Below are 14,293 nucleotides of genomic sequence, written 5' to 3' on the forward strand. Positions count from 1 at the left end.
TGATACAGGGAGATACGCATGTCCAAACCCCACCCGCCCACCGGAGCACGCCCCCATCCGGCGCCGCCCATGCCCGGCCAGCATCTGCAAAAACCTGGCGATGAGGGCGCGATGGCGCTGCCGCCGCAGTACCAGGCGCCCGATTACCGGGGCAGCGACAAGCTGGCCGGCATGGCCGCCATCGTCACGGGCGGAGATTCCGGCATCGGCCGCGCGGTCAGCGTGTTGTTCGCGCGCGAAGGCGCCGATGTCGCCATCGTCTATCTGAACGAACATGAAGATGCCCGCGAAACCGAGCGCGCGGTCCGCGCCGAGGGCCGCCGCTGCCTGCTCATTGCTGGCGACGTGCGCGACTCTGCCTTCTGCGACCAGGCGGTGGCCCAGGCGGCGCAGGCGTTTGGCCGACTCGACGTGCTGGTGAACAATGCCGCGTTCCAGGATCACGACGATGGCCTGCAGGCCATCAGCGATGAAAAATGGGACAAGACGCTGCGCACCAACATCTATGGTTATTTCTACATGGCGCGCGCGGTATTGCCACACCTGCGCGCCGGCGCCAGCATCATCAACACCGGCTCGGTCACCGGCCTGCGCGGCAGCGCCGGCCTGCTCGACTACTCCACCAGCAAGGGCGCCATCCATGCCTTCACCCGCTCGCTGGCGTCGAATCTGGCGGGCCAGGGCATCCGCGTCAACGCGGTGGCGCCCGGCCCGGTGTGGACGCCCTTGAATCCGGCCGATCGCGACGCCGAGGAAATCAAGTCGTTTGGCCAGGATACCGAACTGGGCCGGCCGGCCCAGCCGGAGGAAATCTCGCCGGCCTATGTGTTCCTGGCCGCGCCCGCCTGCTCCAGCTACATCACCGGCATCGTGCTGCCCATCACCGGCAGCGCCGGCGACTGAGGCGGCCGCCGCCGCTTCCCTACTTCTACTTCTGCGGAGCCACCGAAGCGGGCGCGTTGCGCTCGGCCGGAGACACCGCCGGCGGCTCGCCGCGCGTGGCCGGCGGAACCTGGGTCGGATTGGCCGCGGGGTCGCGCTTGAGCGCGCGCGCCAGCGCCAGGTGGTCGGCCAGCGCGGGCTGGTGGCGGGCGGCAAATGCCCGGATCTGGGCATCGGCGGCCTGGGTGGCCGCCGTGCGGTACAGCATTTCCGCCTGGACGTGCGCGGCCAATGCGACCTGGTCGATGTAAAGCGCATCGAAGGCCGTGCCGGTCTTGCCCGCCAGGGCTTCCAGCGTGCGCTGGTCCGACGGCTCGGGCTTGGAAGGCAGCGGCACCCGCTTGTCCCCCGCCAGGCGCCTGAGATCGGCATCCAGTTCCTGGTGGCGCGCCTGCATCTTGCCCGCGAAGGTGCGCACCTCGGTGCTGCCTGCGCGTTTCTCGGCGGCTTGCGCGGCCAGCACCTGAAACGCATTGGCGGCGGCGGCGGCCTGCAGGAAATGGCTGTCCGCCGCGCTTGGCTGCGCGGCGCGGGCCGCCAGCGGCGCGGCCAGCAAAGCGAGCAGGCAGGCCGCCAACAGACCGCGCCACAGCGTTTTCTTGTTCATGTCTGTCTCCCATCCCGCCCTGTCGGCGGGTCATTGCGCGCCGGAAGGCGCCTCGACGTGGCGCGGCGGCTTCAGGGGATCGAAGTCCTCCCACTTGCCATCCAGCCAACGGCCCTGGGCCCGCTCGATGTCGTGCCCGCCGGCATCGCGCAGGACCTGCCTGGCCGCGGCTTCACGGTCGGGCGGCACGGGCAGCGCCAGCATCACCCCGGCCTGCCGCAGCGGCGGGTGCGCGTCAGGGGCGGCGGGGACCCTCGACCGCGGCCTGCCCCGGCCCCGGCCCGCCACCCGCAAGGCGCCCGCCAGCGCGCCGATGTAGGCGCCGGCGCCGGCGGCCACCACGATCACCAGCGTGGCCGCGCCAGCCCACAACGCCACCAGCCCGCCGACCAGGGCGAACAGCAGGCCCAGCAGCGACGCGCCCGCCAGGGCACCCAGGTGCGCGCCGCGCGCATCCGGGTCGGCGGCGCGGTCCCCGCCGAGCGGGAATCGGGCATGCTCGCCAGCGGTGTTGATGTAGAACGTATGGATGTCGTCTTCGGAGAAGCCTTCGAGGCGCAGGCGCTGGGTGGCCTGCGTGGCTTCGTCGAACGTCTGGAAGCGCGCTGCGACAATCAGGGACATGACAATCTCCTATCGGCTTGGCCCGCCATCGGCCCTGCTCAACGGGCAGCAACTGCCATGCCCGCACGTGCCTCAAGGCACGGGGCTTGCTGAGGATTCAATGAGAACCGGGTCCCCGGGAGGGAACATGCTGACCTATGACGAAGAAACCGAGATTGCCGTGCCGGCCAGCCCGCCCTCCCTCGCGCCCCTGGGGCCGGAGGACCGGGTTGGCCTGCGCCCGCTCGATTGGGCGGCGCTGGTCGTGCTGGTTGCCGGCGGCCTGAACAGCGGCCTGATCGCCGCCGTCAACCTCGACGTGTTCGCGCTGATGCTGCCCGGCTTCGCGGGCGGCCGCATGGTCTATGGATTGGTCGGACTGGCGGCGCTGCATTGCGTCGTGCTGTTGTTCCGCCTCGCGGGCGACGAGACCTGAACCGGGCCGGCGAGCTTTAGCAAAAACACCCCGGCTCCGGACGGGTCCGCGCCAACGTGCGCTAGCGTCCCGCCGCGGGTTTGCGCGTGCCCGGATACTGGCCACCCTCTTCATACTCGGGGCCTTTCGGGTGCGGTTGATCGTCGGCGCCACGCCGAGGCTTGGCGGCGCGCTCGCGCTGCGGCTCATCCGCCCCGAACTTGCCGCTCTGGTGCGCCGCGGCGGTGTCGCTGCGCGGCGCGTTGGCCTGGCCGCCCGGTTCCGCGGTCGACTTCGCGGTTTCGTCGTCCGGCCGCCTGACGTTCGCGCGGGATTCGTGGGTGTCGGTCTTGTTGGTCATGTCGTCTCTCCCTGGGCATGGGCGCCGGCGGCGGCCCGTCTTCACGATGCGGCGCGGTCCGCCGCAATTGGCGTGCCCGATCGCCGGGCACGCCAATTGCTCCGGGCAAGCGAGTGACCATTCTCCGGTCACGCCAATCCAAAGGAGTCAGCCATGAATCTGTCCAAGATCCGCCTGTCCATGACGCTCGTTCCCGCTGCCGCCGTCTGCCTGGCGGCGCTCGCCCTGCCCGTTTCCGCGCAGACGTCCTCCGGCGCCGCGCCGGTGCGCAGCAATGAGCAGATCAACGATCAGTACAAAATGGACAAGAAGCAATGCGACGCCATGAAGGGCAACCAGAAGGATGTTTGCCAGAAACAGGCGGAGGCCAATCGCGACAAGGCCAAGGCGGACGCCAAGGCGGGCAAGGAAAAGGCCGAGGCCAACCATGACGCGGCCAAGGCCCGCAACGACGCCGATTACAAGGTGGGCAAGGAAAAGTGCGACGCCATGTCGGGCAATGCCAAGGACGCCTGCATGGCCGACCTGAAGACGCGCTACGGCAAGTAACCGGCCGGCGGCGGGTTTCCGGTCAGGGCGCGGCGTCCTGCCGCGCCTCGCCGGGCAGCACGTAGCCTGCCGCCGCGTACTCCTCGAGCCGGTTGTAGAGCGTCTTGGGGCTGATGCCGAGCACCGCCGCGGCCTGCTTCTTGACGCCCTTGCAGCGCTGCAGCGTCGCCAGGATCAAACGCCGGTCCGCTTCCGCCAGGGTTTCGCCGACAGGCAGGCTGACCTGTCCGCCGGCAATGTCGCCACTCGGCGACACCTGCGGCGCCAGCAGTTCGGCGTCCAGCTCATCGCCCTCGGCCATGATGAAGGCGCGGCGCACGAAATTCTTCAGTTCGCGGACATTGCCCGGCCACTCATACTGCGACAACGTCTGCGCCGCCCCGGGGGCGAAAGCCTTTGACCGTCCCGTCTCTTCGTTCTGCGCCTGCAGGAAGCGTTCGGCCAGGAACAGAACATCCTCGCCACGCTCGCGCAGCGGCGGCAATTGCAGCGGAAATACATTGAGCCGGTAATAAAGATCCTCGCGCAGCTTGCCTTCCTGTACCGCCTGTTCAGGGTTGCGGTTGGTGGCGGCGACGATGCGGATGTCGCAGGCGATCTCTCGATTGGTGCCGACCCGCATGAACCGGCCGGTCTCCAGCACCCGCAGCAGCTTGACCTGCAGGTCAAGCGGCATCTCGGTGACTTCATCCAGGAACAGCGTGCCGCCGTCGGCGCGCTCGAAGTAGCCCTTGTGCTGGCGGTCGGCGCCCGTGAAGCTGCCCCGTTCGTGGCCGAACATCTCGCTTTCGATCAGGTGTGGCGAGATCGCGCCGCAGTTCACGGCGATGAACGGCCGCTGGCGGCGCGCGCTCAATTCATGGATGGCGTGCGCGGCCAGTTCCTTGCCGGTGCCGCTTTCGCCGATCAGCAACACGGTGACGTCGGTGGGCGCCACGCGCCCGATCTGGCGATACAGCTCGCGCATGGGCGCCGAGGTGCCGTACATCTTGCCAAACCGCCCCGGTTCCTCGAACGGCAGGCCGGCGGGCTCGCCGCCGGAGTTGGACACGATGCGCGCCATGATCTCGTTCAGGCGCTCCATGCAGATCGGCTTGACCAGATAGTCGGTCGCGCCCAGGCGCAGGGCCTGCACCGCATTGTCCAGCGTACCGTGGCCGGTCATCACCACGACCTCGGCGCTGGCGGCCGCCACGTTCTTGAAAATGTCCATGCCGCTGCCTTCGGGCAGGCGCACGTCCGTCAGCACCAGGTCGGGCGCCTGGCGCTCGAGCTGGATCATGGCATCCTTGACGCTGGCGGCCAGCGCCACCGAGAAGCCGCTATCGCGGCCAATCTCGGCCAGGGTCTCACGGATCGCATCGTCGTCGTCGACGATCAGCAAGTGGGGCATGACATCTCCAGAACCGAGGGAACGAGCAGGGGCGCCCGTGCCTCTACGGCCACGCTTGAGCATAGCGAAGCTGGCGCGTTTTGACGTAAACATTCGATACGATGCACTAAAGATTGCGATTACTTGCAACTCGTCGCATCCGTGTCGCGCCACTCCCCCTACGATGGCAACACTATGAATGTCTCAGGCTTGTCTTCCGTAATGCAAAAGCTGGCCACCCAGGTGCGCCTGGCCGCCGAGACCGACGCCAGCGTCTTCATCGTGGGAGAAAGCGGCGCGGGCAAGGAGGTGGTGGCGCGCGCCATCCACGAGGCCAGCGACCGCGCCAACCAGCCCTTTATCGCCGTCAACTGCGGCGCCATCAGCGGTTCGCTGGCCCACGCCGAACTGTTCGGCCACGAAAAAGGCAGCTTCACTGGCGCGGTGGCGCAGAACGCGGGCTACTTCGAGTCCGCCAGCGGCGGCACGCTGTTCCTGGACGAAGTCACCGAAATGCCGCCCGACATGCAGGTGCACTTCCTGCGAGTGCTGGAAACCGGCACTTACCAGCGGGTGGGCGGCACCGACCTGTTGCGGGCCAATGTGCGCGTCCTGTGCGCCAGCAATCGCGACCCGGCCGCCTCGGTGGCCGACGGCCGCCTGCGCCAGGACTTCCTGCACCGCCTGCTGGTGATCCCGCTGCGCGTGCCGCCCTTGCGCGAGCGCGACGGCGACGCGACGGTGCTGGCGCGGCATTTCCTGGATGAATTGAACGGCCGCCACGCGACGCGCAAGACCATTTCGACCCGCATGCTGCAGGCCATCGCCCGCCATGACTGGCCGGGCAACGTGCGCGAACTGCGCAACGCGGTGCAACGCGCCTACATCCTGTGCGACGACGAGCTGGATGCCGAGCTGCCCCGCGCCCGCGCCGCGCCACGCGCCGAGTTCAAGGACGGCGCCCTGATCTTTCCCGTCGGCACGGCGCTGGGCAATGCGCAGCGCGACTTCATCCTGGCGACGTTGGCCCATCACGGCGGTGACAAGCGCCTGACGGCCGAGACCCTTGGAGTCAGCCTGAAAACCCTCTACAACCGGCTGGACGTCTACGAGAAAGACGCTGGCGGCCCGGCCGTCGCCTGACGGCCCGTGGCGGCCCGGCCGGGGGCAAGACCGCGCGCCAACGGCCCCGCCTGCCTGGGATCACTCGCCTGGGATCACTCGCCTGGGATCACTCGCCTGGCATCACTCGCCTGGCATCACTCGCCCGGCATCACTAGCCCGGCATCACTAGCCCGGCATCACTAGCCCGGCATCACTCGCCTGCCAATACTCTCCCGGCAATATTTACCGCCGCCTTGTAATCCCGTCCGCCGCGCCGGGGCGACCGCCGCCTTCGCCGCCCCGCAATGCGTGGCGGGCATGGATTTTGCATGAGTACAAGGATGTGCCGCCTTTCCGGCGGCCGCCCCTGCGGGAGAATTTCTTGGGACACCCGATGCAAGAATTGCGCCTGCGGCAGCAGATGACGCTGGCGCCGAGGCTGCAGCAATCGGTCAAGCTGCTGCAGATGTCGGCGCTGGAGTTCACCACCGCGGTGGAACTGGCGCTGGCCAGCAATCCCTTCCTGGAGGAAGCGGAAGAGCAAGCCGCGGGCCCGGCCGATATCGCCGAAGGCCGCCCCGACATGGACAGCGCCAACCCCGCCGCCGAGGCGGCGCCCGCCCCGTCTTCGTCCACCCCGACCGAAGAGGCGCCGGCCGCCGCGTCCGAATACGGCGGTGACTACCCGTCTCCCGCCCGCGCCGACGGCGAAGACCGCGACCTGGGTCAATGGGCCAGCGCACCGGTCTCGATGCGGGAAAAGCTGTCGCTGGAGTTGGGCAGCTACCGGCTGGGCGCGCGTGACCGCCTGCTGGCGGAATTCATTATCGATTCGCTGGACGAGGATGGCTACCTACGCACCCCGACCGCCAGCCTGTGCGACGATCTGAGCCCGGACTTCTCGCCGCCGCCCGACGACGCCGAATGGCTGACGGCGCTGCGGCTGGTACAGCAGCTGGACGCGCCCGGCCTGGGCGCGCGAGACCTGCAGGAATGCCTGGCATTGCAGCTGGAAGCCGCGCCGGGACTGAGCGCTTCGCTGCGTGCGCTGGCGCTGCGCATCGTGCGCGAACAGATCGACCGGCTCGCCAAGAATGACAGCGCCGGCCTGCGACGCGCCCTCAATTGCTCGGATGACGAACTGCGCGACGCCTGCGCGTTGATCCGTGGCCTCGATCCCAAGCCCGGCCGCCGCTACGACGCCCAGGCGCCGGTCTACGTGGTGCCAGACGTGTTCGTCGACAAATGGCGTTCGCGCTGGCGCGTGGTGCCCAACCGGGGCGCCATGCCCCAGGCCCGCCTGCACCAGGTATACGCCGACCTGTTCCGGCGCGCGCGGCTGGACGACCGTAGCCCGATGGCGCAGGAACTGCAGGAGGCGCGTTGGCTGGTGCGCAACGTCGAACAGCGCTACACCACCATCCAGCGCGTGGCCGAGGCCATCGTCAAGCGCCAGCAGACGTTCTTCGAATATGGCGAAGTGGCGCTGCGGCCCCTGATGCTCAAGGAAGTCGCCGACGACCTGGACATGCACGAATCCACCGTCTCGCGCGCCACCGTCAGCAAGTACATGGTCACGCCGCGGGGCGTCTTCGAATTCCGCCACTTCTTCTCGCGCGAACTGCCCACCGATTCCGGCGGCACCTGCTCGGCCGCCGCGGTGCGGGCGCTGATCAAGGAACTGATCGAGGCCGAGGATCCCGCGATGCCCCTGTCCGACGTGGCGCTGGCCCAGCAATTGGCCAACAACGGCATCGTGCTGGCGCGTCGCACTGTCTCGAAGTACCGGGGCCAGCTGCGCCTGCCGCCGGCGGAATTGCGACGCGAACACTGAGCCCAAAAAACAACTCCCTCCGGCGGCACAGGGAACGTCCGCCGGAGGGAGCGCAGGAGCGGGCGTCAGCCCGCGCCGATCACTTGCTGCCGCCCGTGTTGGGATAGCCCGGAGGCGGCGTGGCGCCGGCCGCCGGCGTGCGCGGCACATTGTCGTTGGCTTCTTTGTGACGGTTGGACATCTCGCCACTGCGCTTGTCGGACGACGGCGCATTGTGCTTGTCCAGATTGGGCGGCGTGCTCGGCGTATTCGGCGCCGCATTGGGCGCCGGCGCGGCCTGGCCCGGCGGCACCGGACGGTTGGGTTGCACCGCCGTGCCATCATTGGGCGTCGTCGACGGAGCGGTGGGACTGGCGGATTGGGCCCAGGCGGCGCCGCTTCCGCCCAGGCTGGCGGCGACTACGATGGCATAGGTCAAGGCACGGATTTTCATGGGTACACTCCTTGTTGAGGTTGCCCTGCCATGACAGCAATCGCCGTGCCCGCGTCGCCTCGCCCCGCGCGCCCCGCCGCGCATCGGCAATATTTACCGCCCTTTGCAACCGGGGGCCAATCGGATCAGGACCGCGGCGCCGCGACCCGCGCGTCGTCGATGCCGATGCCGGCGGGCTCCAGCATCCGCAGCACGCGCTCGGCCAATGTGTCGAGCGCGAATGGCTTGACGATCAATTCCATGCCGCTGTCCAGGAAGCCCGAGCCGCGCGCCGCGCTTTCCGCATAGCCGGTCATCAACAGCACTTTCAGGCCAGGATGAATGGCGCGCGCGGCGTCCGCCAACTGGCGGCCGTTCAGGCCCGGCAGGCCGACGTCGGTCACCAGCAGATCGAGAGCGCCGACCGTGCGCAAGCGTTCCAGCCCGGCGTCGCCGTCGCTGGCCGTGAGCACCCGCATGCCCTGTTCGGCCAGGAACTCGCAGACCATCTCGCGCACATTGGCGTCGTCCTCCACGACCAGCACCACCGCCTCGCGCGCCGGCTCCGCGCGCGCGCCGGACGGCGGCGTGAGCACGGCGGCGCTGGCGGGCACCCCTTCATAGCGCGGCAGGAAGATCCTGACCGAGGTTCCTTGGCCAACCCGGCTGTCCAGCGTCACAACGCCGCCCGCCTGCTTGGCAAAGCCATAGATCATCGACAGGCCCAGGCCGGTGCCCTCGCCCAGCGGCTTGGTGGTGAAGAAGGGATCGAAGGCATGCGCCAGCACGTCGGGCGTCATGCCGCAGCCCGCGTCGGTCACGCGCACTTCCACGAAGGCGCCCGCCTGCACGCCCGGATACGGCCGCAGGAAGGCCGGATCCAGGCGCGCGTTCAGGGCCGCGATGGTCAACAGGCCGCCGTCGGGCATGGCATCGCAGGCGTTGATCACCAGGTTCAGCAAGGCATTCTCGAACTGGTTGCGGTCGCAGCGCACCGGCCACAATTCCGCCTCCAGGTCGAAGGCCAGCGACACGCCCTCGCCGGTGTAGCGATGGAACAGATCGATCATGGACTGCAGCGTGCTGGCGACTGAGAAAGGCTGCGGGTCGATCGGCTGGCGCCGCGAAAACGTCAAGAGACGCTGCGTCAGGTGCGCCGCGCGATTGGCCGAATCCATTGCCACGCCGACGAAGCGCACGGCCTGTTCCGGCACGCCCGCGGCCAGCTTGCGTTGGATCAGGTATAGCGCCCCGGTGATCCCTTGCAGCATGTTGTTGAAGTCATGCGCAATGCCTCCCGTCAGGCGCCCGACCGCCTCCATCTTCTGCGCCTGCCGCAAGGCGTTCTCGGTTTCCAGCAGTGTCTCGGCCTGCGACTTCAGGTCGGTGTCGTCGCGCCCGGCCATGTACAGGCTGTCCTGCGCCCACGACATGCTCCAGGTGATCCAGGCATAGCTGCCATCGCGCTTGAGGATGCGGTTCTCCAGGTGCCGCACGCCCTGCGGGCCTTCGGCGCGGCGGGCCTGCGCCAGGGCCTCGCGGGTGGCTTCGTAGTCGTCCGGATGGATCTGCTGACGCAGTCCCATGGCCAGGAACTGCTCCTGCGTCCAACCCAGGATCGCGCGCACGGCGGGATTGACGCTGGCATAGCGTCCCTTCGCGTCGACCACCGCCAGCAATTCGGGCGACAGGCGCCAGATGCGGTCGCGCTCGGCGATCGCGTGCTCGACCCGCTGTTCCAGCATGCGAGCGTACTGCGAACGCTCGACCGCGCCGCACAGGCGCTCGGCCACTTCTTCGATGCAGGCCACGTCACCGCGCTTGAGCCGGGAGCCGGCCGCCGGCCGCACCACCAGCGCCCCGTCCGGGCGGCCCCAGCGGGCCGTCGGCACCACGATCGCCGAAGGCAGGATGTCGCCATTGGCCCGTCCCAGCAACGGCTCCAGAAAGATCGTGCGGGCTTCCGACAGCGTCTCGCGGATGCGGCCCAGCAAGTCGGCATCCAGATCTTCGCCGCCGCCATTGCCCTGCGCCTGCCAACACGAGGAAACCTGCGGCCCGCTGTCCCCGCCTGGCCAATCCACCACCGCGACCAGGCCCAGCGCCAGATGCTGGCCCAGGCTTTCGCATGCCAGTTGTTCGATCGCCGCCTGCTGCTGCAATTCGCGCATGCGGTCGCCCAGCGCCAGCACGAAGTTCTTGCGGTGCTGGCCTTCCCACAATTCCGCCTCGGCGGTCTTGCGCGCCGTGACATCGAGGAACAGCGCCATCATCTGGTTTTCGCCTTCGCGCCGCGCGCGCGCCTCGTACCAGGCCGGCTGCGGCGATGGCACCGCGAATTCGAACTGCGCCGGCTCGCCGGTTTCGACCACCTGCGCGAACGTGTCAAGGATCTGGTCGGGCACCCCGGGAATCATCTCGCGCAGGGTGTGGCCCAGCGTATCGCCCTCCTTCATGCCACTTTGCCGCTCGAACGCGGGATTGACCTCGATGAACCGGAAATCGACGATGCGGCCCCGCGCGTCACGCAGGGCTTCGCTCAGGAAGAAGGCTTCCTGCATGCCGTCGAACATGGCGCGCCAGCGTTCGCCGCTGCGGCGCAGCGCCACTTCGGTCAGGTGACGTTCGATCGCCAGCGCGGCGCTGCGCGTGACCACCGCGATGGCGTCGATATCGTCGGCCGACGGCGTGCGCGGCGCGCCGTAGTAATTCGAGAACACCCCAAGCAGGCGCCCATCGGGGGCCTTGATCGGCGTTGACCAGCAGGCCCGCAGGCCGTGCGACAGCGCCAGGTCGCGCCACGACGCCCAGGCCGGATGACTGGCAATGTCTTCGACGTAGACGGGACTGCCGGAATCCGCCGCCCTGCCCCACGAGGCCATGTCCGGGCCGATCGGCGCACGGTCGACAGCGCTATTGAAATCGTGCGGCAGGCTGGGCGCCGCGCCATGGCGCAGGACCTTGCCGCTGTCATCGACCAGCGCGATCGAGGCGCGCAGTTCGACGCTGGACTGGGCTTCTATGGCGTGCAGCATATGGCCCAGCACCTCGGCCAGCGGCACGCCGGCGGCAATGCGTTGCAACATCACGCGCTCGTCTTCGAGCCGCGCAAGCGTATCGGTCCAGGGGTGGGGCACACGGTCTCGCTGGGTCAGCATGGAATCTCCTGCAGGCTTCCCAGACTGTATTGCGGGCGCGGCGCGACAGCCGCAACCCTCGGTAACTCGGCATTACACCTTGCCGCCGGTTCCGAGGCCGTCCCGGGCTGACAGGCGTCGCCTGCCCGGAACTCAGCGCGGCACGTCGACGCTTTCGCGCGCCAGCCCCAACGCCGTCAGCGCCTCGGGCTTGTCCACCAGCACGCACTGCTTGCCGGTGCGGGTGCAGTGGTCCTTGACGCGCCAATAGGCGCCGTGACTGACGCAGCCGGTCTGGCAGATCACCAGGTCGGCCGCCACCAGGCTGGCTTCGAGCGTGTCGCCGTCGCTGCTTTCGCCGCCGCAATGGCCGAGGTAGCGTCCGCCAGCCATTTCCACCACCTTGCGCGTCAGCATCAGGGCCATGGCGTCCTCGCCCACGCACAACACCGATTTCTCGCGCAGCGTGGCCGCGGCGACGACGGCGGGCGCAACGGCCGGTTCGGCCGCGGAATCGAGCGGACGGTCGCGCGCCTGGACGGCGGCGCGGTCCTGCCACGCCAGGCGCTCGCGCATCAGGCCCTGCACCCGCTCCATCAACTGCGCCACGCGCCGCGCCAGCGCCACGCGCCTGGGCAGGCCGGGGATCGCGCCTTCGAGCGCGGCGCGGTCTTCACGCGCCCAGGCCAGCGCCGTATCGCGTTGGATCACCGCGGCGCGCAACTTGAATACCTCGGTTTCCAGGCACTGGATGCGTTGCGCCTGCGCGCTCAGGAGCCGGCTGCAGCGCGCCTGGGCCTGGCCGTAGGCGGCCAGCAGGGCCGCGTGCTCTCGGTGCAGTGAATTGGGGGCCTGGAAAGCTAGGGACATCGTGGGCCTCTCGGGATGGCGGGCAACGCGGCGCCCGCACGCGCGGGCACCGTTCGGCATGCGAGGCATTATAAATGAGAATGCGTCTGGTTACTTATATATCGATATGCCCCGCCGAGGCTCCGGGAAATCCATTACTGACGGCCCCGGATCGCTTAAATATGATCGACAGACCATACCGGCACACAAGCCCGCCCGGGCTTGATCAGACGCCCATTCAGGACGCTCGCGCCTTGCCTGTTCCTGGCCCGGCAGCCGCCTGGCCTCGGATTCAATGAAGTGAGGGGCACCCGATGCCGCAACCCACCGAACTTCTGCGCGATATCCACGAAACCAATCTCATGTATCTGCTGCTGCTGCAGCGGATGGCTCGCACCGGCAACCTGCCGGCGCTGGCCGGCATGCAGATATCGGCCCAGGCCTGCCGCTGGCTGGCCGACCTGAAACCCGACGACCTGGCACGGCTGTCCCGATGCAGCGTGGTGCTGGCCAAGTTGACGCTGGACCCGCGCCTGCTGCTGGCGGCGCTCAGCCAGGGCATCGATGCGACCCTGGCGGCCGAGGCGACGGCGCCGGCCTTCCGGGCCCCGGCCTAGCTTCCGATGGCGGCGTGGCCGGCCCGCTCTCGGGGCGCATGGCAGACCACGCACAGCTTGTTGCCGTCGGGGTCGCGGAAATACGCGCCGTAGTAATCGGCGTGATAGTGCGGCCGCAGCCCCGGGGGGCCTTGATCGACATCGCCGACGCCAAGGCAGACATGCGAGAACATCAGCGGCCTGCGCAGTGAATCACAGACCCGATTATGACGCGCCCCGCCCCACCGCCGACGCCTGCGGCGGGCGCGCGGTGCGCCAGTACAGCGCCGCGCTGATCGCCAGCGCCAAGGCCAGCAGGCTGCCGGCCATCGCCGCCACGCCGGGCCAGCCGCCACCAGTCCAGAACTGGCCGCCCAGCGCCCCCAGCACACTGGAGCCAACGTAGTACACCAGCAGGTAGAGCGAGGCCGCCAGCGCCTTGTAGCCGCGCGACATCTGGCCGACCCAGCCGCTGGCCACCGCGTGCGCGGCGAAAAAGCCGAAGGTGAACACCACGATGCCGCCGATCAGCACGGGCAAGGCCTCCGACAGCGTCAGCAACAGCCCCGCCAGCGCCAGGCCGGTGGCCGCCGCCAGCATCGCGCCGCGTCCGTGCCGGTCCGCCAGGCGGCCGAAATAGGTCGAGGCGAAGATGCCCACCAGATACACCACGAAGATGAAGCCGATGAAGGTCTGGCTCAGCGAGAACGGCGGCGCCAGCAGGCGGAAGCCGACGTAGTTGTAGACCGTGACGAATGCGCCCATCAGCAGGCCGCCCATGGCGAACAGGCCGCACAGCGGGCCGTTGCGCAAGTGGGCGCCGATGCCCGCGCGCACGTCGCCCGCCACCCCGGCCCAGCCACGCGAGCGCCGCGGCGTGAAACGGCGCGACGCCGGCAGCAGCCACACGAACAGCAGCGCCGCGGCGATGCCCAGCAGGCCCAGCGTGCCGAGCGCCGCGCGCCAGCCGAAATGATCCGACACCAGGCCGGTGATCACCCGTCCCGACAGCCCGCCGAAGGCACTGCCGCTGATGTAGAGCCCCATCACGAAGCCGAGCGTATCGGGCTCCACCTCTTCGGCCAGATAGGCCATGGCCACGGCCGGCACCCCGCCCATGGCCACGCCCTGCAAGGCCCGCAGCACCAGCAGGCTGTGCCAGTCGGGCGCCACCGCCGCTGCCGTGCCCAGCACGGCCGAGGCAAACAGCGATAGCGCCATGATGCGCTTGCGCGGGAGCGCCTGCGAGAACAGCCCCACCAGGAAGATCGCCACGGCCAGCAGGCCGGTACAGAGCGACAGCACCAGGCTGCTCTGCGCCGGCGACACGCCGAAGCCGTGTGTGAACAGCGGCATCAACGGCTGCACGCAGTACAGCAGCGAAAAGGTGGAAAAGCCCGCGGCGAACAAGGCCCATTGGGCGCGACGCAAGGCTGGCGTGCCGCGCGCCAGGTAGTCGGCCTGCGGCGCGGCGGTCGGGGCGGAGGGGGAAACGGCTGAGGCGGAAGACAT

General features: G+C 68.9%; 14 protein-coding genes and 1 pseudogene. 6 read left to right on the forward strand and 9 right to left on the reverse strand.

Annotated features, from left to right (window positions below; all coding sequences use genetic code 11):
- The first annotated feature begins 18 nt into the window (after window positions 1-18).
- Window positions 19-903 (forward strand): SDR family oxidoreductase, encoded by an 885-nt coding sequence (locus tag ABFG95_RS28795; protein ID WP_348995240.1) that lies wholly within the window; start codon window positions 19-21, stop codon window positions 901-903.
- Between the two features lie 25 nt (window positions 904-928).
- Here the strand turns inward: ABFG95_RS28795 and ABFG95_RS28800 are convergent, their stop codons facing one another.
- Together ABFG95_RS28800 and ABFG95_RS28805 are read right to left on the reverse strand one after the other, a co-directional pair.
- A complete protein-coding gene (locus tag ABFG95_RS28800) occupies window positions 929-1,549 on the reverse strand; it encodes a DUF4142 domain-containing protein (protein ID WP_336729615.1) in 621 nt (206 codons plus the stop codon).
- A 30-nt stretch (window positions 1,550-1,579) separates the two neighbouring features.
- Window positions 1,580-2,173 (reverse strand): hypothetical protein, encoded by a 594-nt coding sequence (locus ABFG95_RS28805; protein WP_175147046.1) that lies wholly within the window; start codon window positions 2,171-2,173, stop codon window positions 1,580-1,582.
- 127 nt (window positions 2,174-2,300) lie between these two features.
- Here ABFG95_RS28805 and ABFG95_RS28810 point away from each other — a divergent pair, with 127 nt between their 5' ends.
- Window positions 2,301-2,588, forward strand: coding sequence for a DUF378 domain-containing protein (locus ABFG95_RS28810; RefSeq protein WP_049073593.1), 288 nt, complete (start codon window positions 2,301-2,303; stop codon window positions 2,586-2,588).
- A gap of 61 nt (window positions 2,589-2,649) precedes the next feature.
- Here the strand turns inward: ABFG95_RS28810 and ABFG95_RS28815 are convergent, their stop codons facing one another.
- Window positions 2,650-2,928 (reverse strand): hypothetical protein, encoded by a 279-nt coding sequence (locus tag ABFG95_RS28815; protein ID WP_348995241.1) that lies wholly within the window; start codon window positions 2,926-2,928, stop codon window positions 2,650-2,652.
- 153 nt (window positions 2,929-3,081) lie between these two features.
- On the opposite strand from ABFG95_RS28815, the gene ABFG95_RS28820 reads away from it, so the two are divergent.
- The gene (locus ABFG95_RS28820; protein WP_082878715.1) at window positions 3,082-3,477 is read left to right on the forward strand and encodes a hypothetical protein; all 396 of its coding nucleotides are present in this window, start codon (window positions 3,082-3,084) and stop codon (window positions 3,475-3,477) included.
- Window positions 3,478-3,499: 22 nt separating this feature from the next.
- On the opposite strand, the gene ABFG95_RS28825 is transcribed toward ABFG95_RS28820, so the two are convergent.
- Window positions 3,500-4,870: a sigma-54 dependent transcriptional regulator gene (locus ABFG95_RS28825; RefSeq protein ID WP_068950142.1), complete on the reverse strand. Its 1,371-nt coding sequence runs from the start codon at window positions 4,868-4,870 to the stop codon at window positions 3,500-3,502.
- Window positions 4,871-5,044: 174 nt separating this feature from the next.
- Between ABFG95_RS28825 and ABFG95_RS28830 the strand changes: the two genes are divergently transcribed.
- Complete coding sequence (locus ABFG95_RS28830) at window positions 5,045-5,992, forward strand: sigma-54 dependent transcriptional regulator (RefSeq protein ID WP_348995242.1); 948 nt, start codon at window positions 5,045-5,047, stop codon at window positions 5,990-5,992.
- A 355-nt stretch (window positions 5,993-6,347) separates the two neighbouring features.
- Complete coding sequence (locus ABFG95_RS28835) at window positions 6,348-7,787, forward strand: RNA polymerase factor sigma-54 (protein WP_175147044.1); 1,440 nt, start codon at window positions 6,348-6,350, stop codon at window positions 7,785-7,787.
- A 79-nt stretch (window positions 7,788-7,866) separates the two neighbouring features.
- On the opposite strand, the gene ABFG95_RS28840 is transcribed toward ABFG95_RS28835, so the two are convergent.
- From ABFG95_RS28840 to ABFG95_RS28850, 3 genes are all read right to left on the reverse strand, one after another.
- The gene (locus ABFG95_RS28840) at window positions 7,867-8,220 is read right to left on the reverse strand and encodes a hypothetical protein (RefSeq protein ID WP_049073588.1); all 354 of its coding nucleotides are present in this window, start codon (window positions 8,218-8,220) and stop codon (window positions 7,867-7,869) included.
- A gap of 125 nt (window positions 8,221-8,345) precedes the next feature.
- Entirely contained in the window at window positions 8,346-11,357 is a 3,012-nt protein-coding gene (locus ABFG95_RS28845) for a PAS domain S-box protein (protein ID WP_336729621.1), read from the reverse strand.
- A 132-nt stretch (window positions 11,358-11,489) separates the two neighbouring features.
- Window positions 11,490-12,206: a DUF2325 domain-containing protein gene (locus ABFG95_RS28850; protein WP_175147041.1), complete on the reverse strand. Its 717-nt coding sequence runs from the start codon at window positions 12,204-12,206 to the stop codon at window positions 11,490-11,492.
- Window positions 12,207-12,499: 293 nt separating this feature from the next.
- Here ABFG95_RS28850 and ABFG95_RS28855 point away from each other — a divergent pair, with 293 nt between their 5' ends.
- Complete coding sequence (locus ABFG95_RS28855) at window positions 12,500-12,802, forward strand: flagellar transcriptional regulator FlhD (RefSeq protein WP_348995243.1); 303 nt, start codon at window positions 12,500-12,502, stop codon at window positions 12,800-12,802.
- Here the strand turns inward: ABFG95_RS28855 and ABFG95_RS28860 are convergent.
- Window positions 12,799-12,936, reverse strand: a pseudogene (locus ABFG95_RS28860) (VOC family protein); the annotation flags it as partial. The gene ABFG95_RS28855 and the pseudogene ABFG95_RS28860 sit on opposite strands and share 4 nt — an antisense overlap.
- A gap of 70 nt (window positions 12,937-13,006) precedes the next feature.
- On the reverse strand, window positions 13,007-14,293 hold the full coding sequence (locus ABFG95_RS28865) for an MFS transporter (protein ID WP_175147038.1): 1,287 nt from the start codon (window positions 14,291-14,293) through the stop codon (window positions 13,007-13,009).

It is taken from the genome of Achromobacter sp. HNDS-1 (assembly GCF_040084795.1).
In the GTDB taxonomy this organism is placed as follows: domain Bacteria; phylum Pseudomonadota; class Gammaproteobacteria; order Burkholderiales; family Burkholderiaceae_B; genus Achromobacter; species Achromobacter ruhlandii.

What these genes read in the sequence shown, in the direction of transcription:
- ABFG95_RS28820 (WP_082878715.1), top strand. Translation starts at nt 3,082, where the DNA reads ATGAATCTGTCCAAGATCCGCCTGTCCATGACGCTCGTTCCCGCTGCC.
- ABFG95_RS28840 (WP_049073588.1), bottom strand. Translation starts at nt 8,220, where the DNA reads ATGAAAATCCGTGCCTTGACCTATGCCATCGTAGTCGCCGCCAGCCTG.
- ABFG95_RS28815 (WP_348995241.1), bottom strand. Translation starts at nt 2,928, where the DNA reads ATGACCAACAAGACCGACACCCACGAATCCCGCGCGAACGTCAGGCGG.
- ABFG95_RS28800 (WP_336729615.1), bottom strand. Translation starts at nt 1,549, where the DNA reads ATGAACAAGAAAACGCTGTGGCGCGGTCTGTTGGCGGCCTGCCTGCTC.
- ABFG95_RS28810 (WP_049073593.1), top strand. Translation starts at nt 2,301, where the DNA reads ATGCTGACCTATGACGAAGAAACCGAGATTGCCGTGCCGGCCAGCCCG.
- ABFG95_RS28845 (WP_336729621.1), bottom strand. Translation starts at nt 11,357, where the DNA reads ATGCTGACCCAGCGAGACCGTGTGCCCCACCCCTGGACCGATACGCTT.
- ABFG95_RS28865 (WP_175147038.1), bottom strand. Translation starts at nt 14,293, where the DNA reads ATGTCTTCCGCCTCAGCCGTTTCCCCCTCCGCCCCGACCGCCGCGCCG.
- ABFG95_RS28795 (WP_348995240.1), top strand. Translation starts at nt 19, where the DNA reads ATGTCCAAACCCCACCCGCCCACCGGAGCACGCCCCCATCCGGCGCCG.
- ABFG95_RS28830 (WP_348995242.1), top strand. Translation starts at nt 5,045, where the DNA reads ATGAATGTCTCAGGCTTGTCTTCCGTAATGCAAAAGCTGGCCACCCAG.
- ABFG95_RS28835 (WP_175147044.1), top strand. Translation starts at nt 6,348, where the DNA reads ATGCAAGAATTGCGCCTGCGGCAGCAGATGACGCTGGCGCCGAGGCTG.
- ABFG95_RS28825 (WP_068950142.1), bottom strand. Translation starts at nt 4,870, where the DNA reads ATGCCCCACTTGCTGATCGTCGACGACGACGATGCGATCCGTGAGACC.
- ABFG95_RS28855 (WP_348995243.1), top strand. Translation starts at nt 12,500, where the DNA reads ATGCCGCAACCCACCGAACTTCTGCGCGATATCCACGAAACCAATCTC.
- ABFG95_RS28805 (WP_175147046.1), bottom strand. Translation starts at nt 2,173, where the DNA reads ATGTCCCTGATTGTCGCAGCGCGCTTCCAGACGTTCGACGAAGCCACG.
- ABFG95_RS28850 (WP_175147041.1), bottom strand. Translation starts at nt 12,206, where the DNA reads ATGTCCCTAGCTTTCCAGGCCCCCAATTCACTGCACCGAGAGCACGCG.